The sequence below is a fragment of the Kutzneria sp. NPDC051319 genome, from assembly GCF_040682195.1.
GTDB lineage: Bacteria > Actinomycetota > Actinomycetes > Mycobacteriales > Pseudonocardiaceae > Kutzneria.
On sequence record NZ_JBFBAM010000106.1, the window covers coordinates 1 to 23,871 of the forward strand.

Sequence of the window (23,871 nt, forward strand, 5' to 3'; positions counted from 1 at the left end):
GGCTCCACACCTACAATCACCACCGCGGCCACACCGCACTCAACGGCCTACCGCCAGCCAGCCGCGTTCCTAACCTCACGAGTCAGTACAGCTAGGCGACTCGGCGCAGGTGCCGCAGGCGGTGATCGGCGCGCTCGGGCTGCGCGACGCGGGGCTGTTCAGCGGCGGGGAGAGCCCGGATCCGGTGGCGCGCCTGGTTGCCGGGCTGACCGACCGGCGAATCCTGCTGGTGCTGGACAACTGCGAGCACGTCGTGGACGGCGCGGCCCGGTTGGCTCGGCGGTTGCTGGCGGCCTGCCCGGCGCTGAGGATGCTGGCGACCAGCCGGGAAGCCCTTGGTCTGACGGGGGAATCGCTCTGCCCGCTGCCGTCGCTGGGTACGCCGGACACGATCCGGCTGTTCGAGGAACGGGCCCACGCGGTGCGTCCGGGCTACCGACTCGACGCCGGCACGGTCGGCCGGATCTGCGCGGCGGTGGACGGGCTGCCACTGGGCATCGAACTCGCGGCGGCGCGGCTTCGGTCGTTCGAGCTGGACGAGGTGGAGGCACGGCTCCGGCAGCTCTCGCACGGGGACCGCACGGCCGAGCCACGGCACCAGACGTTGCGGGCCGTGGTGGCCTGGAGCTGGGACCTGCTGGACGCCGACGAGCGCACGATGGCCAAGCGGCTGGCGGTTTTTGCCGGCGGGGCAAGGCTTTCCGCGGCCGAGGAGGTCTGCGGGCTGCCGGCCGACGTGCTGGCCGGCCTGGTCGACAAGTCGCTGGTGGAGGTCAACGCGGGCCGCTACCGCATGCTGGAGACGGTCCGGGCGTTCTGCGTCGACCAGCTCGGTGACGAACAGGAGCAGGCCCGCCGCAGCCACGCCGCCTACTTCCTGCGGCTGGCCGAGGAGGCCGAGCCGAGGCTGCGTACCCGGGATCAGCTGGACTGGCTGGCCACGCTGACCGCCGAACACGCCAACCTCATGGCGGCGCTGCGCTGGGCGGTCGGCGCGGACCGGAAAATCGCTCTCCGACTGGCCGCCAACACCGCCTGGTACCTCTACCTCCGCGGCCTGCGCAGCGAGGGCCTGCCGCTCGTGGTCGAGCTGATCACCGCGCTGGACAAGGAAGTTCCGACCGGTCTGGTCGAGGAGTACGCCCTGTGCGCGATCAGCGCCGGCCTGCGTCTCGACCACGTCACGGAGGTCATGCGGGACCTGGGGCGCACGCTGCGTTTCCCGTACCTGGTGATGCTGTGGGCGGCGATCGGCACCGCCGAGGTGATCACCATGGAGATGTTCGGCGACGACCCGTGGTCACGCGCGTTCGTGGAGACGGCGGAAGGCCTCCGCACCCTCTACTTCGGCGAGTTGGTCGCCTCCCGGGCGGCGTTCGAGCAGGCGCTGGCCTCGTTCCGCGAGGTGGGGGACCGGTGGGGCATCGCGAACACGCTGGACCAGCTGGCCGGAATCGCCGCGCTGGAAGGAGATCCGGTGGCGTCGCTGGCCCTCACCGATGAGGCGCTCCAGGTGATCGGCGAGCTCGGCGACGTGGAGGACGCGGCCGAGTTGCAGTGCCGCCGGGCCGACAACCTGCTGCGGATCGGGGAGGTCGCGACCGCGCGGGCCATCTACGACCGGGTGGCCGAGCTCGGCACGCCGCAGGCGCTGGCCGCCGCCCACCGGGGCCTCGGCGAGATCGCCCGCCTGGCCGGCGACCTGGACACCGCCCGTGCGCTGTACGGAAGAGCGCTCTCCGAGTACGAGCCGGGGCCGATCATCGCCGCCGAGATCCGGGCCCGGATCCTGTGTGGGCTGGGCGCGATCGCCACCGCCGACGGTGATGCCGAGCGGGCCCGTGAGCACTACGAGCAGGCCCGTGACGAGGCCCTGACCAGGTTGAACCTGCCCATCGCGGCGTTCGCGGAACAGGGCCTCTCCGGCGGTGACCTGACCTGGGAGCAGGCCCTTCACCGACTCCGTGAGCGCTTCGTGAGCCTGTGGTGAGGGGCTAGCCGCAGGGTTTGCGGCATGACGAAGAACATCCTGATCTCCGGCGCCAGCATCGCCGGCCCCGCCCTCGCCTACTGGCTGCGTGAGCACGGCTGCACCGTCACTGTCGTGGAGCGCTCTCCCGAACCCCGCCCCGGCGGCTACAAGATCGATGTCCGCGGCCGGGCCATGGAGGTGTTGGAGCGGATGGGCCTCGCGGACGAGGTCCGCCGGCACCACACCGACATGCGTGGCGGTGCGTTCCTCGACCGCAAGGGCCGGACCGTCGTGGAGATGGACGCCGACACCGTCGGCTTCCGCGAGCCCACCGACGTCGAGATCCTGCGCGGCGACCTGGCCCGCATCCTGCGCGACGCCACCGAGGGCGTCGAGTACGTCTACGGCGACTCGATCACCTCGCTGACCGAGGACGGCACCGGCGTCGCCGTCACGTTCGAACGGTCGCTGCCGCGCCGGTTCGACCTGGTCATCGGGGCCGACGGCCTGCACTCCACGGTCCGTGCGCTGGCTTTCGGCCCGGAGGAGGGCTTCCTGCGCTCGCTCGGCCACCACATCGCCATCTTCAGCGTGCCCAACCTGCTCGACCTCGACCGCTGGGAGACCATCCAGGCCGAGAAGGGCCGCACCCTCAACGTCTACAGCACCCGCCAGGACACGCAGGCCAAGGCCGCCTTCATGTTCGCGTCGCCGGACCTGGCCTACGACCGTCGCGACACCGCCCGGCAGCAGCAGGTGCTGGCCGAGGTCTTCGCCCCGCACGGCTGGATCGCGCCGCAGCTGCTCGCCGCCATGCCCGACGCCCCCGACTTCTACTTCGACGGCATGAGCGTCGTGGAGATGGACTCCTGGTCGACCTGCCGGGTTGCCCTGGTCGGCGACGCCGCCTACGGCCCGTCGCCGGCGTCCGGCCAGGGCACCAGCCTGGCCCTGGTCGGCGCCTACGTGCTGGCCCACGAGTTGGCGGCCGCCGGTGACCACAAGGCCGCCTTCGCGGCGTACGAGGAACGAATGCGGCACTTCGTCGCCGTCAACCAGAAGCAGGCCAGCAACATCAAGCGCATGGTCTCCCGCTCCGGGTTCATGCTCTGGCTCAACCGCACCATGATGCGGCTGATGCCCTACCTGCCCGGCACCGCCAAGATCATGGAGAAGGTCAAGGCCGAGATCCGGGACGTCTCACGCGCCATCGAGCTGCCCGAAACCCGTCCGGAATCGAGGACCAAACCTGTCCGCAATGGCTTCTAACGTGGTTCTCAACAGGGCAGAGACACACGAAAGGCGGCCACCATGACCACCATCGAGCAGACCACGCTGACCGGCGAGCACACCGACCTGCTGGAGGCGCTGGGCAAGCACCGGTTCTTCCTGCGCTTCACCGTGCAGGGTCTGACCGACGAGCAGGCCGCGCTCACCCCGACCGCCAGCGCGCTCAGCCTCGGCGGCCTGATCAAGCACGTCACCCGGGCCGAGAGCGGCTGGTACGACTTCGTCGTCGGCGGCGCCGAGGCCCACTCCGGCCAGGACATCGAGGGGCATCTGTCCAGCTTCCGCATGGAGCCCGGCGAGACCCTGGCCGGCCTGCTCGCCGACTACGAGGCGGTGGCCGCCCGCACCGACGAGCTGATCGCGTCGGGCGTTGACCTCGGCCAGAGCCGGCCGCTGCCCGAGGCCCCCTGGTTCCCGCCGAACACCCGGTGGTCCATCCGCCGCGTGCTGACCCACGTCATCGCCGAGACCGCCCAGCACGCCGGCCACGCCGACATCATCCGCGAGACCATCGACGGCCAGAAGTCCATGGGCTGAAAGGACAAGGGCGGCGCAGGCCCTGCGCCGCCCTTCCTACGCCCGGGCCTCGGTCGTGAACCGCACCCGCCGCTGCGGGCCCGTCCACTCGATCCGGGCCCGCCCCGACAGATGCAGGCGGGCGCCGGTCTCGAAGTCCAGGAACAGCAACGCCGCCTCGTCGTTCACGGTGATGTTGCCGAGGCTGTTGAACATGTTGTTGCCCGGCAGGTCGTCCCACCACAGGTCGTCGCCGTCGAGGTGGACGAAACCCGTGTCGCCGCCCCGATGCGAGGCGTCGGCGCCGCGGGAGGGGTGGATGGTGCCGAGGAAGAAGGTGTCGGCCTTCTCGATCAGCGCGGAGCGGTCGGTGATCGACGGATGCGGGGCCAGGGGCAGCCGGTGGTCGGGGTTGATGTGCTGGGGGCAGTTGCCGAACGCCTGCTCGACCTCGATGTGCAGGCCGCCGTCGACACGGGTGAGGGTGCCGTTGACCCGCATCCGCCGCCGCGCGGCGAAGTCGATGGCCACCATGCCGATCTCCTGCCCGGCGGGCAGGTCGTGCAGCGGATCTCCCTGGTGCGGCACGGCGTTGACGTGCAGCGAGGCGTTGTAGCCGGTCAGGAACCCGGGCCGGGCCACGAGCGGCGACGTCCATAGCCGGCCATCGCGGTCGCGGGCCGTGATGACGGCCAGGTCCCGACCGGCCAGGAACCGCCCCGCGCCACCGGAGAGGGTGGGCGGGGCCAGCATCGGGCTGAGCCGCTGCGCCAGGTGCCGCACGCCGGCCCGCTCCTGCACGGCCAGTTCACCGCTGTGGAAGCCGCCCATCACGCCCCCCTACGGTTGCCGAATCTGAACCGATAGTGGCACGCGTGGGCGGCCTTGTCAAATGGTCTGCACCCTACCTATCCATTAGATAGGCGGACACGCTCAGATCGTCGGCCGGCCCGCCGACCACGCCGATGTACCCGTCCGGACGCACCAGCACCCGCACGTCGTCGAAGGTCAACAGCGTGAAGTCGCCCAGCTGCAACGACTCCTGCCACGGCGCGCGGAAGCCGGCGGCCGGCCCGTCCCACGAGACGAGGTTGCGGGACAACGGGCTGTCCGGATAGCCGAGGCTCAGCTGCTTGTGGTCCGGGTTCCTGCCCGCGTCGACGGCGCCGGTGCCGCTCTGGACGGCAGCCGCGACCTTCTGCAACCCCTCGGCGCTGGTGCCCAGCGTCCACTCCGCGATGGGCAGCCGCTCCGCCTCGTAGGTGTCGAGCAGTGTGTCGCCGGCCTCGCCATTGATCACCGCCGCCAGCTTCCAACCCAGGTTGTAGGCGTCCTGGATGCCCGTGTTCATGCCCAGACCGCCGGTCGGCGGATGCACGTGGGCCGCGTCGCCGGCCAGGAAGACGTTGCCCACACGGAACTTCCGCACCATACGGACGTTCACGCGGTAGGTCGACAGCCAGGTCGGATTGCTCAGCGTCACGCCCGACCAGCCGGTCATCTCGTCGAACAGGCGCTGGAACACCTCCAGCGACGGCTGCTCGCCGAGCGGCTCGGGCGGCACGATCTGCACCTGCCACTGCGGAACCGTGCGAAACGGGGCCAGCGCGTAGAAGCCGTTCCCGATCCACATGTGCCAGTAGTCGGGGTCCAGGCCGCTGACCTCGACGTCGCCGAGCATCATCAGGTGGTCGCCGTCGGCGGTCACGCCCTCGAACGGCACGCCCAGCAGCTTGCGGACCGTGCTCCGGCCGCCGTCGCAGCCCACCAGGTAGTCGTGGTCGATCCGGCCGTGGTTCGTGGCTCCGTCGAGGTCGAGCAGCTCGGTGTCCAGCTCCACCTTCACGCCGTGCTCGGCCAGCCGGTCCCGCAGCGCCTCCTCGACCTTCCACTGGGGAAGGATCAGCGCGTTCCCGGCGGCGTCGCGGGTGTGCTCGCCGTTGACGTACATCCGCATCGTCATGTGTTGGCCGGCGGCCAGGATCTCGTCCCGGATCCCGAGGTCCGCGAACACCTCCAGGGTGCGGTCCTGCACCCCCTTGCCCCGCGAGCCGGTGAAGTGCTCCGGCGCCTTGTCGATCACCCGCACCGGCACGCCGCGCCGGGCCAGGTCCAGAGCCATGGTCAGGCCCGTCGGGCCCGCCCCCACCACCAGCACCGTCATCGTCTTCCCCCTGTCAGTCCGTCCAACAGCAGCGCCACCATCTGGTCGCGCAGTTGCGTCATGTCCCGCTCGGCCAGCACCGCCGGGAACCGCCCGGCCAGCGCCGGTGTCCCCATCAGCGTCATGACGGCCGTCGCGTACAGCACCTCGAACGCCACGTCGGCCCGAAAAGTGCCGGCCTCGACCCCACGTTCGTGCAGGTCGCGCAGTTCGGCCGGGAGCGCGCCGGCCGGCAGCGGCGGACGGACACCCCAGCCGCCCAGCCCCTCCTGCATGGCCAGCGGGACCAGCAGCGGCCGGCTGTGCACGAGGTCGAACAGCGTGCAGAACGCCAGCCGCACCCCTTCGTACGGCTCCAGCTCGGCGGCCTCGGCCATCACCTGGTGCCAGGCCCGCCCCATGCCCCCGAACTCACGCTCGACGACCGCCCGGAACAGCCCTTCCTTGCTGCCGAAATGGTGGTAGATCATCCGCTCGTTCACGCCCGCGCGCTCGACGATCTCCCGCACCCGCGTCCCCTTCAGCCCGCTGCGCGCGAACTCCTCGGCGGCGGCCTGCAGCAACGCGTCCCGGCTGTCCATGCAGTAAATGTTTACTGCGCGAGGCCGGGTTGTCAAGCAACAGGTTTCTGACAACTGCTCGGTACGGTCGCCGGACATGAAGGCACTCTGGGTGGTCGTGGCTGTTGCGCTGGGGATCACGGCCGTCCCGGCGTGGGCCGAGACCTATGACGTGGGCTCGGTCACGTACGACCTCGGCGACCAGGCGTTCACGCCGCCGATACACGCTGACCGGCGGAAATCACGACTTCTGCAACACGCGGTGGACGCCGAGCGGCAGCCAGTTCGGAGCGTACGACGACGCGATTCGGGGCACCAAGGACGGCGCCTGTCAAGCACGGATCCCGGGCCAGGCAACGCATCCGACTTCAGTCCGTGAGACGGTCGGCACGGGCGTTGAGATACCGCTGCTGGGGCAGGCTCATGGCCAAGCGCGCCGCCTCCCGGTACGACGCCCGCGCCGCCGCGCGGGAACCCGCCATCTCCAACAGATGGGCGCGTACGGAATGCCGACGGTGGTCGTCGCCGAGGCGATCATCCAGCAGCGCCAAGCCTTTCAGCGGCCCGTCGACCATCGCGACGGCGACGGCGTGGTTCAACGCCAGCACCGGGTTGTCGGGGGAGATCCGCCGCAGCAGCTCGTACAGGCCGACGATCTGCGGCCAATCGGTTTCCGCATAGCTCGGCGCCTCGTCATGCACAGCCGCGATGGCCGCCTGGAGCTGGTACGGCCCCGCCGGCCCTCGCCCCAACGCGGAGGTGACCAGGTCAACGCCCTCGGCGATGTCCTTGGCATGCCACAGGTTCCGGTCCTGATCGGCCATCGCCACCAGCTCGCCGTATGGACCCGTGCGGGCCGGCCGCCGGGCGTCGGTGAGCAGCATCAACGCCAGCAGCCCAGAGACTTCCGCGTCGTCGGGCCGCAGCCGACGCACCATGCGGGCCAGCCGGATGGCCTCCGCCGTCAGCTCGACCCGCCCCGGGCCGGCATAACCCTCGTTGAAGATCAGGTACAGCACGTGCAGCACCACCGGCAGCCGGTCCTCGGCCGGCAGGCCGAACGGCACGCCGCTGGCCTTCACGGTCTGCTTGGCCCGGCTGATCCGCCGGGTCGTCGTGGCCTCGGGCACCAGGAACGCCCGGGCGATCTCGGCGGTGGTGAGGCCGCCGACCGCCCGCAACGTCAGGGCGATCTGCGACGACGGCGACAGACTCGGGTGGCAGCACAGGAAAAGCAGCACCAGCGAGTCATCGGTCGACGGCGCGTGCTGCGAAGGCGGGAGCCACGCGCTTTCCCGGCGCTGGCGGGCGCTTTCGCTGCGCAGCAGGTCGGTGAGCCGCCGGGACGCCACGGTGATCAGCCACGCCTTGGGGTCGTCCGGCACGCCGGCCGGCCACTGCTGGGCGGCGGCGAGCAGCGCCTCCTGCACCGCGTCCTCGGCGATGTCGAAGTGCCCGTAGCGGCGGACGAGGGCAGCGAGGACCTGCGGCGTGAGCTCCCGCAACAGGTCCCCGTGGCCGGTCACAGCTCGTGGCGGCTTTCGGCGACGGGCCGGATGTCGATCACCACGTCGGCCCCGGCGCCGACCGGCCCGGGCACGTGGAACAGCCGGGTGGCGATCTCCGTGGCCCGGTCGTAGCTGTCGCACTCGACCACCCAGTAGCCGGCCAGGACCTCCTCGGCCTCGGCGTACGGGCCGTCGGTGACGACCATGGCGCCGTCCTGTTGCCGCAGCCGGCGGGCGTGCACCGGGGCGGTCAGGCCGCGGGTCTCCACCAGCTCGCCGGACTCGGCCAGGTCGTTGTTCAGCTTCTCCATGTACGTGCCCATGGCCTCGAAGTCCTGGGGCGTCCAGGTCGGGCCGCCGTCGGTGGGCCGACCGGCCATCGCGTCGTAGTCGCGCTGCGAGCCGTAGGCCAGGATCAGGTATTTCACGGTGCCGCTCCTCTTGTCGGGACTGTCACCGGGAACGTCGGCGCGGCGCGCCACTTCCGGACATCGTCCCTCGAAAACTGCCCCGATGAGTCCGTCCGACCCACTCACATGCACCCGATCGGGGGGCGTCGACTAGGAGTTTCCCCAGTTCCAGTCGCTTTTAAACGTACGTTCTATACAAGCGTACGGAACGTGTGTATGTTTTGAGCCATGACACACGCCACGCAAACACCCCGCCTCGCCGGACGGCGCGAATGGATCGGCCTCGCCGTCCTGGTGCTCCCGCTGCTCCTGGTGTCCATGGACATGACCGTCCTCTACTTCGCGATCCCGTCGATCTCCTCGGCCCTGGCCCCCAGCGGCACCGAGCAGCTGTGGATCATCGACATGTACGGCTTCATGCTCGCCGGCCTGCTCATCACGATGGGCAACATCGGCGACCGGATCGGCCGCCGCAAGCTCCTGATCATCGGCTCGGTCATCTTCGGCCTCGCCTCCGTGGCGGCCGCCTTCGCCACCGACCCGACCACCCTGATCATCGAACGAGCCATCCAGGGCATCGGCGGCGCCACCCTCATGCCGTCCACGCTTGCCTTGGTGCGCAACATGTTCCACGACGAGAAGCAGCGCCGCTCGGCCATCGCCGTGTGGTCGGCCGGCCTGTCCGCCGGCGCCGCGCTGGGCCCGATCGTCTCCGGCCTGCTGCTGAACTGGTTCTCCTGGGGCTCGGTCTTCCTGATCAACGCCCCCTTCGTCGTCCTGCTGCTGATCCTGGTCCCGACGCTGGTCCCCGAGTACCGCCTGCCCAAGGGCCAGGCCGGCAAGTTCGACTTCGCCTCCGGCCTGCTGTCGCTGGCCGGCGTGCTCTCGATCATCTGGGGCCTCAAGGAGACCGCGGTCAACGGCTTCTCCACCCTGCCGGCCGTCGCGATCGTCGTCGGCGCCGTCCTCGGCTACGTGTTCGTGAAGCGCCAGAAGACGCTCCAGCACCCGATGATCGACCCGCAGCTGTTCCGCAACCGCGACTTCGGCGCCTCCATGACCGTCAGCATCGCCTGCGCGTTCTGCCTGATCGGGTTCGGCATCTTCACCACCCAGTACATGATGGAAGTCCTGCGGATGAGCCCCTTCGAGGCGGCGCTGTGGACGATGGCCTCCCCGGTCGTGGTCACGCTGGTGGTGCCGTTCGTGACGATCGTGGCCCGCACCGTCCGCCCCGCCTACATCATCGCCACCGGCTTCCTCATCGCCGCCGTCGGCTTCGTGGTCATGACCCAGCTTTCCGTCGAGCGCAACATGTTCACGCTGATGGGCGGTGCGATCGGCATCGGCCTGGGCATCGCGATCATCCTGACCTGCATCACCGACCTGGTCGTGGCGGCCGCCCCGGCCGAGCGGGCCGGCGCCGCCTCCGCACTGCTGGAGACCGGCCAGGAGCTCGGCGGCGCCCTGGGCATCGCCATCCTCGGCTCCGTCGGCGCGGCGGTCTACGGCAGCTACTTCACCGCCCACACCCCGCAGAACGTTCCGGCCAACGCGGTCGAGGCGTCCAACCAGACCCTGGCCACCGCTTCGACCGTGGCCCACGGTCTGCCCCAGGCTCAGGCCGACTCCCTGCTGGCCGTGGCCCGCGAGGCTTTCACCAGCTCCCTGCACTACTCGGCGATCGTCGGTGGTGTCGTGGCGGTCGGCGCGGCGATCTTCACCATCGCCCTGCTGCGCCGGATCAAGCCCACCCCGCCCGCCCCCAAGGACGAGAACAAGACCGAGGACAAGGAGGCCAGGACCGAGGTGTTCGAGGCAGTGACCGTCTGATGACGAAGTGAGGAACCGAATCGACAAGGCGAGCGCAGGCCGGCCGTCCCCGACCCCCGGACGGACCGGCCTTCCTCGCACCTGAACTTCCGTCGCCGGCGCATCGACACGTTTGCGTGGCGCAACGACAACGACCGCCGGCGACGGATCACCACCCGGCAAAAGGCCCTGCACCCCCTGGTGCGGGGCCTTTTCCTGTCACCAGCCGCGCCGCGACAGCGATCGCCCGAGCGAACCCAGCATGAGGAACACCAGTCCGACGCCGAGCACGATGCCGCCCGGCGCGAGGTCGTCGATCCCGGGGAACTGCGGGCGGCCGAACTCGTCCTGCATCGTCGACATCACGATGACCGCCTTCACCACGAGCAGCCCGAAGCCGCCCGCGAAGGCCACGGCGCCGATCGCCGTCACCACCTTGACCCAGGCCGGCGCGCCGGACAGGTTCTCGTGCCGCTCGGCCCCGCGCCAGGTGTTGCTCACGTAGTCGCGGCCGACCGCCATGCCGCTGCCGAAGTTCTGCACGTTCGTGTGCGCCTGGACCTGGTTGAGGAACTGCCGACCGCCCGCTCGGTCGAGGCGGTCGACCAGCGCGGTCAGCTGCTCCGCGAAGCGGGGGTCGACCGTCGCGGTGTTCTCCACCGCCCGGGCCAGCCGCTGCTGGGCCTGCTGGTCCTTCGGATCGGCGCGAAGATCGCTGACGATGCCGCCGAACTTGCGGGCCACGGCGTTGTAGAGGCCGTTCATGGCCGCCTCCGCGCGCCCTTCCATGAAGCGTCTGGCCGCCCCGCCGAGCAGCGCGACCAGATACGCGACCACCACGCCACCCTCGATCATCAGCCGCTCCCTCGACAGTCGGCCCCACTGATGCTGTCGCCATCACGGAGCCCGAAGTAACCGTGCTGATCGGGCGATCCGGCGAAATCACCCGAACGGCCGGAGGGGTCGATCCGGACCGCGTTCGGCCGGGCAAGGTCGGCCACCGGTGCCGTGACTGGGGCGTCACGGACAAATCGGTAAACTCGGCCAGGTGTCCGAGGAGAACCACGACAGCCCGACCATCCGCTTCGACCGCACCGCGAGCTTCGCGCCGGTCGCGGGCAGCCTGGAGCCGGAACCGCCCACCGAGGGCGGGCCGGCGCCGCGCAAGGGGCTGCGGCGGGGCCTGATCGCCGCGGGCGGGGTCGTCGGCGTGCTGGTGGTGCTGTACGGCCTGGACCTGCTCCTTTCCTCGGGATCGCTGCCTCGCGGCACCACCGTCGCCGGCGTGGACGTCGGCGGCCTGAGCCGGGCCGACGCGGAGCAGCGCCTGCACTCGGCGCTGGACGGCCGGATCGCGCAGCCGGTGAAGCTGCGCACCGGCGACGTGGACGCCTCCCTCGACGCCAAGTCGGCCGGCCTCGCCGCGAACTGGTCGGGCACCTTGGACCAGGCCTCGTCCCAGCCGCTGAACCCGTTCACGCGGCTGACCTCCTTCTTCGGCCAGCACGAATCGCCGTTTGTGTCCACTGTGGACGAGGCCGCGCTCGGCAAGGCGCTGGACGGCCTGCGGCCCAAGATCGATCGGGACCCGGTCGAGGGCACTATTCGCTTCGAGGGCGCCACGCCCACGGCCGTCAACCCGCAGTCCGGCCGGAAGCTGGACGCCGCCGCGGCCAACAAGTCCATTGTGGACAACTGGATCGGCGGCGCGGCGGTGGCGCTGCCGGTGTCCAGCACCCCGGCCAAGGTCAGCGCCGACGCCGTGCGCGCGGCCGTGGAGAACTATGCCAAGCCGGCGGTGGCCGGGCCCGTCACCGTGAAGGGCGAGGGCAAGGAGGCCACCCTCCAGCCCGCCGCCATCGCCGCCGCGCTGGGCTTCGCGCCCGGTGACGACGGCAAGCTGGCCCCGAAGCTCGACCGCGGCAAGGTCGTCGAGGCGCTCAAGCCGCAGCTGGCCAGCACCGAACAGGCCGGCAAGGACGCCGAGGTCGTGATCGAGGGCGACCGGCCCGTCGTGAAGCCGTCGGTCGACGGCCGCGGCGTCGACTGGGACAAGAGCCTGGCCGGCCTGGCGGATCTGTTGCCGCACAAGGACAATCGCGTCGTCACCGCGCAGTACGCCAAGCAGCCGGCCAAGCTCACCACCGAGCAGGCCAACCAGCTCGGCATCAAGGAGGTCGTCGGCGAGTTCACCACCGGCGGCTTCGTCGCCGACTCCGGCGTCAACATCCGGGTGGTGGCCGAGAAGGTCGACGGCGCCGTGGTGAAGCCGGGAGAGACCTTCTCCCTCAACGGCTACACCGGTCCGCGTACCGCTCGGCAGGGCTACGTCGAGGCCGGCATCATCGAGAACGGCGCCCCCGGCAAGGCCGTCGGCGGCGGCATCTCGCAGTTCGCCACCACGCTGTACAACGCCTCCTACTTCGCCGGCATGGCCGACGCCGGGCACACCGAACACAGCTACTACATCAGCCGCTATCCCGCCGCCCGTGAGGCCACCGTCTTCCAGAACCCCGACGGCAGCAGCGTCATCGACCTGAAGTTCTCCAACGACGGGCCCACCGGCATCGCCATCCAGACCATCTGGACGCCGCAGAACATCACCGTGCGGCTCTGGGGCACCAAGCGCTACCAGGTCGAATCCGTCCCCGGCGAGCGCACCAACTTCGTCGACCCCCAGCCCCGCCCCGGCCCCGCCGCCAACTGCCACGCCTCCGCCGGCGGCCCCGGCTTCACCGCCACCGACACCCGCGTGATCAAGGACCTCACCGGCCGCGAGGTCTCCCGCCACACCCGCAAGAAGGTCTACGACCCCGCCCCCAAGATCACCTGCGGCTGACCGGGGCTTTCTTTCACTTTTCGGTCGGGCGGTTTATCGCCGAACGGCGACATTCGGCGTAAACCGCCGGCCGAGAAATGGCGATCACTCGGCACTGTTACCGCCCGTGAAATGCCTTCACTCGATCGTGTGACAGTTGATGTGAAATCGTGGCGTCGGCGGGTAGAACGTACGGCAGTGGTGGCTCCCCGAGATCGGAGAAGGAACCCGATCGGCCGATCGGTGCGCCGCCGACCGCCGTTTTCGGCCCCGAGTTCACGCGGAGCGAGCACTGAGACGCGCTTATCGAACAACATTCGACGTGCTGGCGCACGCCGTGACCCAGTGCAACGCCGATCGAATCAATGCCGCCCTTGTTCTGGTCGGCGATCCGGGCGGCGTGGTCAACTTCCGGGACGGCACGGTGATCGCGGTGCACAGTCCCGGCGCGCCCGGCGTAGCGATGCTGAACGCGGGCCCGCCGGACCGGGTCGGGGCGGCCATGGCGGACGCGGCCTTCGCGATCGCCGTCGGCGGCATCTCGCACTATCTCGTCGACGACACCGCCGACGTGCTGTCGCCCACCTCGGCCGGGATCTCCCCGAGCCGGCTGTTGGGGCAGGTCGCGGTCCGGCTGGCCGTGCTCGCCGCGTCGCCCTGCCCGGTGTCGCCCTACCGGGAGCGGCCGGTGCCGACCGGTCGCGCGGAACCGGCCGCTGAGCTGCGGGAAATCGTCACGCATGCCACCGGCCGGCGCACGGCCCGGGACATCGCGTTCGCGATCGGGCGGGGCGTCCACTCGGTCACCGTGGACGTCGCCCGGCTGCTGGGCGAGGACGTGCTGGCCATAACGCCCGCCGACACGTTCACCGGCCGCGTGCACCACCCCGCCGCCACGCTGCGCCCCCGGCTGTCGCGGCCGGCCGGCGTCGAAGCGGCGGGGCCGCTGCCCGTGCGGCGTCCTGGGCGAGCGGGCCCGGGGCCGTAGCGGTGGGTCGCCTCGCCTGGCGTCGGCCGGCCTTTCTGAAAGGGAAAAGGAAAAACGTGGACTATGGCGCGCTCGCCGTCGAGTTGCGCAAGCTCAGGGAAACCGTGGCCGGCGTGACGGACACGGTGATCGCGGCGGTCGACGGAATTCCGATAATCTCCGACGTTGCCGAAAGCGTCGATCCGTTGAACATCTCCGCGCTGGCCGCCGCCAATCTCGGTATCGCCCGCCAGGCCGCCGAGGTGACCGGCCAGGGCGCCCTGCATCAGACCGTGGTGTTCAACAGCGATGGCTATATGGCCGTGTACGCCATCGGCCGCGTCGCGCTGCTGGTCGTGCTCGGCGACGGCGGCCTGAATCTCGGCCGCCTGCTCTACGAATCGCGGCCCGTGACCGACCGGATCAGTTCGATTCTCACCCCGTAGCCGTTCCCAGCCAAGGAAGTGTGTCCGATGAACATCGATACCGCACTGAAGGAAGCCATGTCCATCGCCGGCGCCGTCGGCGTCGCGCTGGTCGACTACGAGAGCGGCATGTCGCTGGGCACCAGCGGCGGCGGCGACTGGCTGAACCTGGAGCTCGCCGCCGCCGGCAACACCGAGGTGGTGCGGTCCAAGCTCCGGGTCATGTCCACCCTCGCGCTCAACGACAGCATCGAGGACATCCTGATCACGCTGCACCGCCAGTACCACCTGATCCGGCTGATGAACTCCATGAAGAGCCGCAGCTCGCTGTTCCTGTACCTGGTGCTGGAGCGGGAGTCGGCCAACCTCGCGCTGGCCCGCCACCACCTCAAGCGTATCGAGTCCGACCTGCAGGTGTGAGCCGGGCGGGCCTGCGGGTCAGCCGTGGCCGGCCCGCAGCCCGTCCAGATGCACGGCGAGGAACCGGCGCCAGCCGTCGGGGCGGCACCGGATCACCTCGGCCATCGCCTGATACAGCGTGACCAGGTCGGCCGGCTCGAAGTCCGGGCGCAGCCGCCCCGCGGCCCTGGCCCGGGCGATGATCCGCAACGCGCCGTCCTGTCCTCGGCTGCACACCGCGCGCACCTCGGGTGTCAGCGGGATCCGTTGGGCGATCGTGTCATTGAGGGCCTGGTCGGTGGCCTGCAAGGCGCACATGCCGGTCAGGTAGTTCTCGAAAGCCCGCCATGGGTCGTCGTCCGCGAGCGCGGCGACGGTGAGCTCCTCCAGCGCCGGGCCGACCCGCTCGGGCAGCAGCGCGTTGAGGAAGTCGTCCCGGGTGGGGAAGTGGTTGTACAGCGTCCCGATGCTCACGCCCGCGCGCTTGGCGATGTGCTCCAGCGGGGCGTCCAGGCCCTGCGTCGCGAACTCGTGGCCGGCCGCCGACAGCAGCTTGTCCCGGTTACGGCTCGCGTCCGCCCGCAGTGGCCTGGTCATGGTCCCAGTGTAGTGAATCCGAGGGTGCCCTCAACTTCGTGCTAGGTTGAAAGTCGAGAGCACCCTCAACTTCTCTGGGAGGAATCATGACGGCCGTGGTCATCGGCGTCGGACCGGGTCTGGGCCTGTCGATCGCCCATCGTTTCGGCCGGGAGGGGCACCCCGTCGCGCTGATCTCCCGCAGCGCCGCCCGGCACTCCGGCTACCTGGCCGAGCTGTCCGCCGCCGGCGTCCGGGCCGAGTCGTTCACCGCCGACGTCCGGGACGCCGCCGCTCTGCGCGCCGCCCTCGACGCCGCCGCCGACCACCTCGGCCCCATCGAGGTCGCCTATTACGGCCCGGCCGACCTCGGCGGCGCCATTCCCCGCCTCGACACCGTCTCCGCCGACGACGTCCGCGCCGCCATGACCGGCCTCTACCCCGCCGTCGACGTCGTGCACCACGTGCTGCCTGGCATGCTCGACCGCGGCCACGGCACCTTCTTGATCGCCGGCGGCCTCGGCGCCGTGCGCCCCATGCCCATGCTCGGCCCCATCGCCGTGCTCTCCGCCGCCCTGCGCAACTACGCCGTCACCCTCAACGCCACCCTCGCCGACACCGGCGTCTACGTCGGCACCCTCACCATCGGCGGCCTCATCGAGCGCAGCGACATCCACACCCGCCAGACCTCCGGCCGCCCCGCCCCCTTCGGCACCCTCAACCCCGACCACATCGCCGACGCCGCCTGGGACCTGCACACCAAGCGCGACCGCGCCGAGGCGATCTTCAGCGTCTTCGACTGACCTGGCCCGGAAACACGTAAGGCCCGCCACTGGGTGGCGGGCCTTACGTTCACCCGGTGAAAGGTGCCTGGGTCTGGGGCGGAGCCCCAGAAAACACCGCGAGAGAGCTTGGCCGGCGGTCCGCCGGCACAACCCTCCCGCTCTCGAGTGCCCTGGGTAGGATTCGAACCTACGACACACGGTTTAGGAAACCGATGCTCTATCCCCTGAGCTACCAAGGCGCTGCGTAGCGGGATCAGCATACCGGTAGCACGTCGGGCCGCGCGGGGACGGGTGGGTACGCCGGGTGGAGTAGTAACAGTCACTCGCGGTGCGGGTGGGGGCGGCCGGTAGGCCGACGAACAGTTGAACTTTCCCCCGGCCGGGCCCATCGTCCCGCATAGTCGCAGGGGCACGACGATGGGAGGAGCGGCTGGTGACCACCGACGCGACGCGGCTGCTGGAGCGCACCCGGCTGGACGCCGGGCGGGTGGCGGAGCGGTTCGTGGAGCCGGAGGGGTTCCTGGACGCGCTGGCGAAGCTGCTGAGTGGCCGGGCGGTGGTGCTGGCCGGGCCGGAGGGCTCGGGACGGCGCACGGCGGCGACGGTGCTGCTGGACCGGCTGGGCGGCCTGCACCTGGTCGAGATCGAGGTGGACGACGAGGCGACGCTGGCCCGGCACCCGGTGGCGGCGAAAGAGGGCTACCTGCTGGACCTGACCTCGGCCGATGACGCGACGGTGGACCAGGTCAAGGCGGCCCTGGCGGAGTTCACGGCGACGCTGGACGAGGAGGACAGCTCGCTGGTGGTGATCGTCGACGACGATCGGGCGGCGGCCTTCGAGGCGATCAACCTGCCCGCGCCGGAGCCGGGAGAGGTGCTCAAGGCGCACCCCGGAGGCGCGGAGGTCGATGCGGTTCCTGGCCAGCCCCCGACCACTGCGGCCGAAGCGGTGCGGCTGGCGGAGCTGCTGCTGAGCGTCGAAGATCCACGGCTCGTGGCGGCGGCCTACAACCGGTGGAAAGGTCAGCTGCGCAAGCAGTTCGACCAGCACGAGGAGGTGCCCTGGCGGGCGCTGCTGCTGGCGGCGGCCTTCCTGGAGGGCGCGCACCAGGACGTGGTGGACGCCGCGGCGGAGGCGTTGTTGGCGGAAACCCGTTACGAGGGGCCGAAACCGCATCCGCTGGCCGGCCCGGGCCTTGCCGCGAGGCTGGCCGGCATCGGCGCATTCGCCGACACGGTCACGTTCTCCACGCCGGGCTACGCCGACGCGGTGATCGACTACGTCTGGTCGGAGTTCCCGACGCTGCGAGAGCCCTTGGTCGACTGGCTGATCGGGTTACCGGCCAACCTCCCGAGCGAGGACTGCGCCCGGCTTGCGGCCAAGGTGATCGGACTCGGGGCGCCGGCGGTGGTCAAAGTCGTCACGGCATGGGCGGAAACCGCTGTCCCGCTGTCCCGCGGACTGCTCGCGGCGGCCGCGCTGGACCCGGGGATCGGCCCGGACATGCGCAGGGTGATCAAGGACTGGTCCCGGCGGCGCGACTTACCCAGGGCGCTGAGCGAGGTGGCGATCGCGGTCTGCGGCGGCGAACTCGGCAGCCGGTTCCCGCACATCGCGCTGACCCGGCTGGGCAGCTTCGTCACACGCCCGGAGCTGACGGACCAGGTGGCCTCGGCACTGTCCACAATGGCCGGTGAGAGCCAGTTCGCCCAAGTGGTCACGAGATTGGCCCGCTGGCTCAGGGAAACCGACGAGGCGAGACGGGCGCTGGCGGTGCGGGCGCTGCTGGACGAGGCGGCGGCCCAGCCGCAGCACCGGGAAACCCTGCTCAACCTGCTGGTGCAGGCGGCCGGCGGTCGGCCGAGCGAGCTGGGCGCCCTCGACCTGGCGGCCTTCGAGTGGCGTCGCGACGGCGGCTCCCGCGACGTGCACGACCAGTTGCAGACCAAGCTGAACGGGGTGGATCCGCTGCTGCGGTCCGCGATTTCGAGCTGAAACAAGGGGAACGATGCCAACGGATCCGTGGTCGGAGGTCAAGCCGACGGTGCGCGGCAAGATGGGCGGCTGGTGGTCGCGCTTCCTGCGACGCCGCCAACAGGCCGAACACGACTGGATCTACGGCAAGGAGCCGGGCGCCGCGGTCCAGCTGCGGCAGCCGCCGCCCGCGCCCAAGCGGCCGACCGTGGTGTTCACGGCCGTGCTGCCCAGCGCCGTGCCGCACGCGGAGTTCACCGCGACCTGCACCGTGGCGTGGGAGGCCATCGGCGAGACCACCCACTCCAAGCCGGAATCCATTGCCCGCAGCGACATCGAGCGCCGTGCCGCCGCCATCCTGACTGGCGGCCGGGTGACCCAGTGCGAGCAGTTCCAGCACAAGCTGGAGGCCGAGCTCGGATACGTGACCAAGCTGGAGGACGCCCGGATCGCCGTGCAGCTGGTGGAGATCGAGCTGACCTGCGCCGACGAGGCCAAGGCGGCGACGGAGCTGTTCGAGGAGCTGCAACGGCGACGGCTGGTGCGCGGCTGGGACCGCGACCTCAAGCTGGACGAGCTGCGCCACCTCAAGGACGACATCCTCAGCGATCCGGCGATGGCCACCGTGTGGTGGCTGCAGAACAACGACAACCAGGTCGACCAGGCCGTCGAGATGTCGGCCAAGCTGCGCAAGCTGGCCAAGATCATGACCGAGAGCGACGAACGGTCCACAACGGACACCGTGGCGTCCCTTGTGGACCGTTTCGTCGATCGCCTGCCGGACGGGGCCCGCTGGCGGCTGCTCAGCAACCTGGCGGACGTCTTCTCCCACTACGGCAGCCCGGATCTGGCCAACGAGCTGCCGCAGCTGGACGGGGGCGGCCGGGACCGCCCCCGCCCGGCTCACAGCGAGTAGATCTGGAATTCGTAGAGCGAGTAGCCGTACTTGGTGCCGCGCTGCACCCCGTTCATCCGCACGTAGCGTGCGTCGGTCGCGGCGAACGCGTCGTTGTCGGAGCCGCCGTCACCGGCGGCCGTCGACCACACCGTGCGCCAGTTCGCGCCGTCCGTGGAGACGTCGATGCTGTATCCCTTGGCGTAGGCCGACTCCCAGGACAGGACGGCCCGTCCGACGGTCTGCACGGAGCCGAGGTCCACGGTGATCGACTGGTTGTCGCTCCAGTCGCTGGCCCACCGGGTGTCCGCCTTGCCATCCACCGCGAGACTCGGCGGCGAGTCGTAGGCGCCGGTCTCGTGGCTGGTCGAGGTGACGGTCTTGCCCACGGCCAGGTTGGCCACGTTGTCGCCGCGGTGCGCCGGGTACTGCACGACCTGCTGGTAGGTCGGGCGGTTCTGCCAGCTGATCTTGTCGTCGGTGACGCCGCCCAGCGGCCGCTGGATGATCGAGTCGGCGCACCACTGGTCGCCGGCCGCGCAGTCCGCGTCACCCGGGTACACCTGCGCCGCCGTCTGGCCGACCGCCTGCTGGAGGCTGGTCAGCAGCGACTGCCGGCACGCGGCCAGGTTGCCGTTGCCGCAGAACGGCCGCGACAGGCCGCCCTGCACCGAGTCGCCGAGCACCGCGCGCAGGTCCTTGTCCGCATAGGACCACCAGCCGTACTGGAACGAGGAGCCCTTGTGCGGCTGGGAGTTGTTCGCGCCGCCGTCGGTGGAGCCGATGTTCTGGCCGCCGGACGGAGACTCGTTGATCTGGATCGCGCCGGTCATGGTGGTGAACAGGTCGTTGCCCATGGACGGCTGGAACTCGCCCTGCACCAGCAGCGACCACCAGGCGTCCATGACCCGGATCGCGTCGGCGTTGGCGTAGGCGTGGCTGCCCGGCGTGGTCTCCAGGCGGTGCGAGCCGGCCTGCTGCCACGTGGTCAGCTGCTTCACCGCGTTGGCCAGTGTCGGGTCGGTGATCGGCTGGCTGTTGAGCACACGCAGCGCGTCCGGCAGCACGTCCTCGGCCCGCAGGTCCACGTTGGCCGCGTCCGCCATCGCCGAGGCCAGCGACGCCCGCGTCACCTTCTGTCCGCTGGAGATCAGCTTCTTCACCCGGCTGTCCAACAGGTTGACCCGGTGCACCGAGCCGTCACCGTAGGCCGCCTCGTTGAAGTCCTTGGCCTGCTTGTTGTTCCAGCTGACGTAGTAGTCCTGGTCGATCGAGTTCGGGTGCTGCGACGGCGTCGTGTAGCTGGCGACGTTGCTCGTCGGGTTCCAGCCCTGCCACTCGTACTGCTGGTCGGCCCAGATCGGCAGGTTCGGGTTGGTGTTCGCGGCCCGCACCGGGTTGTTGCCCGAGTTGTAGTACGCGATGTCCTTGGAGTCGGCGTAGAACCAGTTGAACGTGTAGTTCACGTCCTGGGCGGCCTTCTGGAAACTGGCCGCGTCGTGCACCGCGGACGGGTCGTTGAACTCCTGGAACCCGATGATCGAGTCCACCTCGTGCCGATAGCTGGACCGCAGGCTGGCGTAGGCCACCGGGACGCCGCCGACCGTGGCCCGCGACTGCACTATGCCGTACTTGGTGCGGAACGAGATCAGCGAGTACGAGCCCGCGGCCGTGCCGTCGGCGATCGTCGGCTTCCACGAGTTGTCCCGCTGCAGCAGCTCCATCGGCGTGCAGACGCCGTGGTACAGGTAGGAAGCGGAGTTCTTGGTCGCCGGCTGGCCGTTCGGCTCGCACAGCCGCAGCGCGTACGTGTCGGTGATGTCCTGCTCGGCCGACGTGGCGCTCCACGAGTAGTCCTGGCCTCGGCCGAGCTCCACGTACAGGCTGACGCCGGCGAACGCGGCGCCGCGGGCGCTGATGCCCGGGCCCTGCAGTTCCTCCAGCATCAGCAGCTGCGGCGCGAAGTAGCCGGTCTGCGGGCCGAACACCGCCACCGGGTTGCCGGTGTCGGTGTACTTGCCGGACACCAGCAGCGCGTTGGACATGCCGTGCTTGGCCGTGATCAGGTCGGCCGGCAGCACGCCGTTGTCGAAGATGCCGCGGGCCTTCTCCTCGTCCGCGGTCTTGGCGGCCGGCTGGTTGGCCGCCTTCACCTCCGTCGCCGTCGCGGCCGAGCCGGTCGGGTTGAAGATCAGCTGCTGCGGCGTCACCGAGCCCGGGTCGGGCATCGCGACGCCCTGCGGGTTGGCCGGGTCCTGGCCGTACGGGAAGCTGGCGTCGTGGACGGTGGTGACCGCCTCCGGGTCGTTCTGCTCCCGGAACGCGTTCCACACCTTGTCGCCGTCGGTGACGCCGTACTTGGCGTCGGCGGCCAGCTTCACCAGCGCCGACTGCACCTCGCCGCCGCCGCCCGAGCCGAACAGGGCGCCGACCACGCTGCCGATCGCCACCATGTCGGTGAGCTTGAACGGGTCGATGCCGCCGGCGTTGGTGATCGGGTCGATGTGCCCGGTCAGGTCGTACTCGCCGGGGAAGGTGCGGCCGTTGTACGCCTGCGTGATGTAGGAGTTGATGCCGGCCACGTAGTCGGTGGCGTCCTGCAGGGCCTGCGCGCCGCGGGCGCCGTGCGTGGCCGCGGCCGAGGTCAGCTGGTCCTGGAGGTCCTGCTCGGTGTACGGGGCGGCCTGCCAGAACGACTGCTCCAGCCCGCGGTTGCCGACCGCGCCGCCGGCGAACGAGGTCAGCTCGCCCCGGCCGACGTGGCGGAACACGTCCATCAGCCACAGCCGGTCCTGGGCCGCCGCGTAGCCCGCGCCGAACTCCGTGCCCGAGCGCGTGGTGCCGGTGACGTGCGGCACCCCGGTCGCCTTGTCACGCACGATCGTGACGTCCGCGCGAGGCTTGATCGTCGACTCCACCTGGTTGGCGGGCACGCCGAAGGAGGAGTCGTTGAAGAAGGTGGACAGCTGGCCGTTGCTCAGCCCGGTGTAGCCGTTGACCAGGTTGGCGTACTTGCCGAGCTGGTCGTCGGTGTGCGCCGGGCGGCTGCCGGCAACCTTGTTGGCGAGGATCTGCGCCAGCGTGGCGTTGCCGTTCTCACCCGGCGGCAGGATGTCGTTGCACTGCCCGAGGCAGTAGTCATTGTTGGCCGGGGCGGCGATGGCCGGCGCCGCGGACAGCAGGGTGGTCGACGTCGCCACGATCAGGGTCGCGGCGAGTGCGAGGCGAGAGCTTCGCGACATGCGCAGGGTCCTCTCCTGGAGGGAACGTGACGCACGTTACTTGTGAGTAGTTCAACGCGAAAGAGCTTCACGTTAGACATTCACTCTGAAGGGTGAGCGGGGTGGCCGGATCCGTGGTGCGGTGGATCGACGAGGAACTCGCCCGTGACCAGGGGCGATGGCGCATGCGGGCCAGCGGCGGGGCCGCCGGTCTTGCCGCGATGCTGCACGGGGCCGGACTGGCCGGCGCGGTGGTGTGGACCGTAGGCGGATGGCTGTTCGGCGGCTTGGCCCTCGTCGCCGCGCGCAGCCTGCGTACCGCCGGACGGCACAGCCTGCCCTGATCGTGCAAGTCGATTCACAGGTTTGGAAACCGTTGATATTTCGGTCCGGGCGTCAAGTCGCGGGAACTTCTAGGCAAAACCGGGACCACATGATGAGATAACACCGCGGTAACCCGTGGTTGCGTCAAGATGAGTGATGCTTGGCTAATGCGAGCACGCAGCGCCGAATCGGGGAGGCGTCCGTTGATCAAAGTGATGCTGGCTGACGACGAGGATCTCGTCCGATCCGGCCTCAGGATGATTCTCTGCAGCGCCGGCGACATCGAGGTGGTCGCCGAGTGCGACGACGGCCTGCTCGTCGCCGATCTCGCGCGGCAGCACCGGCCGCACGTCGTGCTGCTCGACGTGCGCATGCGCTCGGCCGACGGGCTCGTCGCCCTGCGCCGGCTGCGCACCCTGCCCGACCCGCCCCGGGTCGCCATGCTCACCACGTTCGACGTCGACGAGTACGTCTCCGAGGCCCTGCGCCTCGGCGCCTCCGGCTTCCTGCTCAAGGACACCGAGCCCGAGCAGCTCGTCAAGGCCGTCCGCGACCTCGCCCGCGGTGGCGCCGTGCTCGATCCCGGCGTCGCCGCCCGCGTGCTGGCCGCCGTCGCCGACGGCGAACGCGCCGCCGAGCCCGCCCGCCGCCTGCTCACCTCCCTGTCCGAGCGTGAGCGCGAGGTCCTCCAGCTCATCGGCCAGGGCATGTCCAACGCCGAGATCGGCGGCGCGCTGCACCTGTCCGAGGCCACTGTGAAGGGCTACGTCTCCTCCGTCCTCGGCAAGATCGGCGCCGTCAACCGCGTCCAGGCCGCCCTCGTCGCCTACCGCGGCGGCCTCATCGCGTGACCCCATTCGTTGTGAATGGGCCTCGGCTGCGCGCCGGGGCCCATTCTTTATGGCTGTTGACAACTCTTTATCACTGTTGATCCCTTGCACCGATCGGGTTGATCTTGACGGGCGCATCGCAGGTGGTTCCTCCCCCGACGGAGACCGGGCTCTGGGTCGATCATCCGGTCGGCAATGCAGCATCGGTCCGATCGGGAGTGCGGGTGAGATGAGTCCTCAGGACCACCACCGGCAAGGGGCGGGTGGGAGGAGCACTGGGCGTGCCGCGGGTGCTCGTGGTGTTGTCGCCACACGAACAGCCCCCACCCATGGTGGTTTCTAGGGGTCGTTGCAACACCTGAGTGATCAGGAGACGCAACGATGACCAGACGACACCGTGACCGGATCCCCGAGGGCATGACCC

At 70.2% G+C, this 23,871-nt stretch carries 21 protein-coding genes and 1 tRNA gene; 13 read left to right on the forward strand and 9 right to left on the reverse strand.

The window, feature by feature from the left end; genetic code table 11:
• The first annotated feature begins 109 nt into the window (after positions 1 to 109).
• From AB0M73_RS46415 to AB0M73_RS46425, 3 genes are read left to right on the forward strand one after another with little or no spacing between them, the layout of a single operon-like run.
• Entirely contained in the window at positions 110 to 1,990 is a 1,881-nt protein-coding gene (locus AB0M73_RS46415; protein WP_363906046.1) for a tetratricopeptide repeat protein, read from the forward strand.
• A 24-nt stretch (positions 1,991 to 2,014) separates the two neighbouring features.
• Positions 2,015 to 3,241 (forward strand): FAD-dependent monooxygenase, encoded by a 1,227-nt coding sequence (locus tag AB0M73_RS46420; RefSeq protein WP_363906047.1) that lies wholly within the window; start codon positions 2,015 to 2,017, stop codon positions 3,239 to 3,241.
• 42 nt (positions 3,242 to 3,283) lie between these two features.
• Positions 3,284 to 3,799 carry a DinB family protein gene (locus AB0M73_RS46425; RefSeq protein WP_363906049.1) on the forward strand — a complete coding sequence of 172 codons (516 nt, stop codon included), beginning with the start codon at positions 3,284 to 3,286 and terminating at the stop codon, positions 3,797 to 3,799.
• 36 nt (positions 3,800 to 3,835) lie between these two features.
• On the opposite strand, the gene AB0M73_RS46430 is transcribed toward AB0M73_RS46425, so the two are convergent.
• From AB0M73_RS46430 to AB0M73_RS46450, 5 genes are all read right to left on the reverse strand, one after another.
• Positions 3,836 to 4,609: a pyridoxamine 5'-phosphate oxidase family protein gene (locus AB0M73_RS46430; protein WP_363906051.1), complete on the reverse strand. Its 774-nt coding sequence runs from the start codon at positions 4,607 to 4,609 to the stop codon at positions 3,836 to 3,838.
• A 73-nt stretch (positions 4,610 to 4,682) separates the two neighbouring features.
• Positions 4,683 to 5,942 carry an FAD-dependent monooxygenase gene (locus AB0M73_RS46435; RefSeq protein ID WP_363906052.1) on the reverse strand — a complete coding sequence of 420 codons (1,260 nt, stop codon included), beginning with the start codon at positions 5,940 to 5,942 and terminating at the stop codon, positions 4,683 to 4,685.
• Entirely contained in the window at positions 5,939 to 6,523 is a 585-nt protein-coding gene (locus AB0M73_RS46440; RefSeq protein WP_363906054.1) for a TetR/AcrR family transcriptional regulator, read from the reverse strand. The genes AB0M73_RS46435 and AB0M73_RS46440 overlap by 4 nt, the downstream gene beginning before the upstream one ends.
• 347 nt (positions 6,524 to 6,870) lie before the next feature.
• A complete protein-coding gene (locus tag AB0M73_RS46445) occupies positions 6,871 to 8,028 on the reverse strand; it encodes a DUF6596 domain-containing protein (RefSeq protein WP_363906056.1) in 1,158 nt (385 codons plus the stop codon).
• On the reverse strand, positions 8,025 to 8,438 hold the full coding sequence (locus AB0M73_RS46450; protein ID WP_363906058.1) for a YciI family protein: 414 nt from the start codon (positions 8,436 to 8,438) through the stop codon (positions 8,025 to 8,027). The genes AB0M73_RS46445 and AB0M73_RS46450 overlap by 4 nt, the downstream gene beginning before the upstream one ends.
• Positions 8,439 to 8,648: 210 nt before the next feature.
• Here AB0M73_RS46450 and AB0M73_RS46455 point away from each other — a divergent pair, with 210 nt between their 5' ends.
• Positions 8,649 to 10,253 carry an MFS transporter gene (locus tag AB0M73_RS46455; protein WP_363906059.1) on the forward strand — a complete coding sequence of 535 codons (1,605 nt, stop codon included), beginning with the start codon at positions 8,649 to 8,651 and terminating at the stop codon, positions 10,251 to 10,253.
• Between the two features lie 198 nt (positions 10,254 to 10,451).
• Here AB0M73_RS46455 and AB0M73_RS46460 read toward each other — a convergent pair whose 3' ends face one another.
• Positions 10,452 to 11,087 carry a hypothetical protein gene (locus AB0M73_RS46460; protein WP_363906060.1) on the reverse strand — a complete coding sequence of 212 codons (636 nt, stop codon included), beginning with the start codon at positions 11,085 to 11,087 and terminating at the stop codon, positions 10,452 to 10,454.
• A gap of 193 nt (positions 11,088 to 11,280) precedes the next feature.
• On the opposite strand from AB0M73_RS46460, the gene AB0M73_RS46465 reads away from it, so the two are divergent.
• The 4 genes from AB0M73_RS46465 to AB0M73_RS46480 all read left to right on the forward strand — a co-directional run bounded on the left by AB0M73_RS46465 (position 11,281) and on the right by AB0M73_RS46480 (position 14,862).
• Positions 11,281 to 13,071: a VanW family protein gene (locus AB0M73_RS46465; RefSeq protein ID WP_363906061.1), complete on the forward strand. Its 1,791-nt coding sequence runs from the start codon at positions 11,281 to 11,283 to the stop codon at positions 13,069 to 13,071.
• Positions 13,072 to 13,372: 301 nt separating this feature from the next.
• A complete protein-coding gene (locus tag AB0M73_RS46470) occupies positions 13,373 to 14,038 on the forward strand; it encodes a hypothetical protein (protein ID WP_363906063.1) in 666 nt (221 codons plus the stop codon).
• A gap of 2 nt (positions 14,039 to 14,040) precedes the next feature.
• Positions 14,041 to 14,463 carry a roadblock/LC7 domain-containing protein gene (locus tag AB0M73_RS46475; protein WP_363906065.1) on the forward strand — a complete coding sequence of 141 codons (423 nt, stop codon included), beginning with the start codon at positions 14,041 to 14,043 and terminating at the stop codon, positions 14,461 to 14,463.
• Between the two features lie 27 nt (positions 14,464 to 14,490).
• The gene (locus AB0M73_RS46480; RefSeq protein WP_043719457.1) at positions 14,491 to 14,862 is read left to right on the forward strand and encodes a hypothetical protein; all 372 of its coding nucleotides are present in this window, start codon (positions 14,491 to 14,493) and stop codon (positions 14,860 to 14,862) included.
• Between the two features lie 18 nt (positions 14,863 to 14,880).
• Here AB0M73_RS46480 and AB0M73_RS46485 read toward each other — a convergent pair whose 3' ends face one another.
• Positions 14,881 to 15,438, reverse strand: coding sequence for a TetR/AcrR family transcriptional regulator (locus AB0M73_RS46485; protein ID WP_363906067.1), 558 nt, complete (start codon positions 15,436 to 15,438; stop codon positions 14,881 to 14,883).
• 86 nt (positions 15,439 to 15,524) lie between these two features.
• On the opposite strand from AB0M73_RS46485, the gene AB0M73_RS46490 reads away from it, so the two are divergent.
• Positions 15,525 to 16,220, forward strand: a complete 696-nt coding sequence (locus tag AB0M73_RS46490) for an SDR family NAD(P)-dependent oxidoreductase (RefSeq protein WP_363906068.1) — start codon at positions 15,525 to 15,527, stop codon at positions 16,218 to 16,220.
• 148 nt (positions 16,221 to 16,368) lie between these two features.
• On the opposite strand, the gene AB0M73_RS46495 is transcribed toward AB0M73_RS46490, so the two are convergent.
• Positions 16,369 to 16,441: transfer RNA gene (locus tag AB0M73_RS46495), tRNA-Arg, on the reverse strand.
• A gap of 194 nt (positions 16,442 to 16,635) precedes the next feature.
• Here AB0M73_RS46495 and AB0M73_RS46500 point away from each other — a divergent pair.
• Positions 16,636 to 18,198 (forward strand): hypothetical protein, encoded by a 1,563-nt coding sequence (locus AB0M73_RS46500; protein WP_363906070.1) that lies wholly within the window; start codon positions 16,636 to 16,638, stop codon positions 18,196 to 18,198.
• Positions 18,199 to 18,211: 13 nt separating this feature from the next.
• Complete coding sequence (locus AB0M73_RS46505) at positions 18,212 to 19,093, forward strand: hypothetical protein (RefSeq protein WP_363906072.1); 882 nt, start codon at positions 18,212 to 18,214, stop codon at positions 19,091 to 19,093.
• Here AB0M73_RS46505 and AB0M73_RS46510 read toward each other — a convergent pair.
• On the reverse strand, positions 19,081 to 22,314 hold the full coding sequence (locus AB0M73_RS46510) for a penicillin acylase family protein (protein WP_363906073.1): 3,234 nt from the start codon (positions 22,312 to 22,314) through the stop codon (positions 19,081 to 19,083). The genes AB0M73_RS46505 and AB0M73_RS46510 overlap by 13 nt on opposite strands.
• 101 nt (positions 22,315 to 22,415) lie before the next feature.
• Here AB0M73_RS46510 and AB0M73_RS46515 point away from each other — a divergent pair, with 101 nt between their 5' ends.
• Positions 22,416 to 22,637 carry a hypothetical protein gene (locus AB0M73_RS46515; protein ID WP_043719451.1) on the forward strand — a complete coding sequence of 74 codons (222 nt, stop codon included), beginning with the start codon at positions 22,416 to 22,418 and terminating at the stop codon, positions 22,635 to 22,637.
• Positions 22,638 to 22,820: 183 nt separating this feature from the next.
• Positions 22,821 to 23,468 (forward strand): response regulator transcription factor, encoded by a 648-nt coding sequence (locus tag AB0M73_RS46520; RefSeq protein WP_043719448.1) that lies wholly within the window; start codon positions 22,821 to 22,823, stop codon positions 23,466 to 23,468.
• The last annotated feature ends 403 nt before the right edge of the window (positions 23,469 to 23,871 follow it).